The organism is Cohnella sp. GCM10020058 (assembly GCF_042683485.1).
GTDB lineage: Bacteria > Bacillota > Bacilli > Paenibacillales > Paenibacillaceae > Cohnella.
Window position 1 is genome coordinate 1 of the sequence record NZ_JBHUJV010000037.1, and the last position, 587, is coordinate 587.

General features: G+C 53.7%; 1 rRNA gene. It reads left to right on the top strand.

From position 1 onward, the window contains the following. Positions 1-587: ribosomal RNA gene (locus ACFSR7_RS36405) — 23S ribosomal RNA — on the top strand; the annotation flags it as partial.

Genomic DNA, 587 nt, shown 5'->3' on the forward strand with positions numbered 1-587 from the left:
AAAGGTGAAAAGCACCGCGGGAGCGGAGTGAAAAAGAACCTGAAACCGTGCGCTTACAAGAAGTCAGAGCCCGATCTAGGGGTGATGGCGTGCCTTTTGTAGAATGAACCGGCGAGTTACGTTTACGTGCGAGGTTAAGTCGGAGAGACGGAGCCGCAGCGAAAGCGAGTCTGAATAGGGCGCTTTAGTACGTAGTCGTAGACCCGAAACCGGGTGATCTACCCCTGTGCAGGGTGAAGGTGAGGTAACACTTACTGGAGGCCCGAACTCGTGAGCGTTGAAAAGCTCTGGGATGACGTGGGGGTAGGGGAGAAATTCCAATCGAACTCGGAGATAGCTGGTTCTCCCCGAAATAGCTTTAGGGCTAGCCTCGAGATTTAGCATCATGGAGGTAGAGCACTGATTGGGTGCGGGGCCCGCCAAGGGTTACCAAGTCCAGTCAAACTCCGAATGCCATGGATGTATGCTCGGGAGTCAGACGGCGAGTGCTAAGATCCGTCGTCAAGAGGGAAAGAGCCCAGATCATCAGCTAAGGTCCCTAAGTGTGTGTTAAGTGGGAAAGGATGTGGAGTTGCGAAGACAACCAG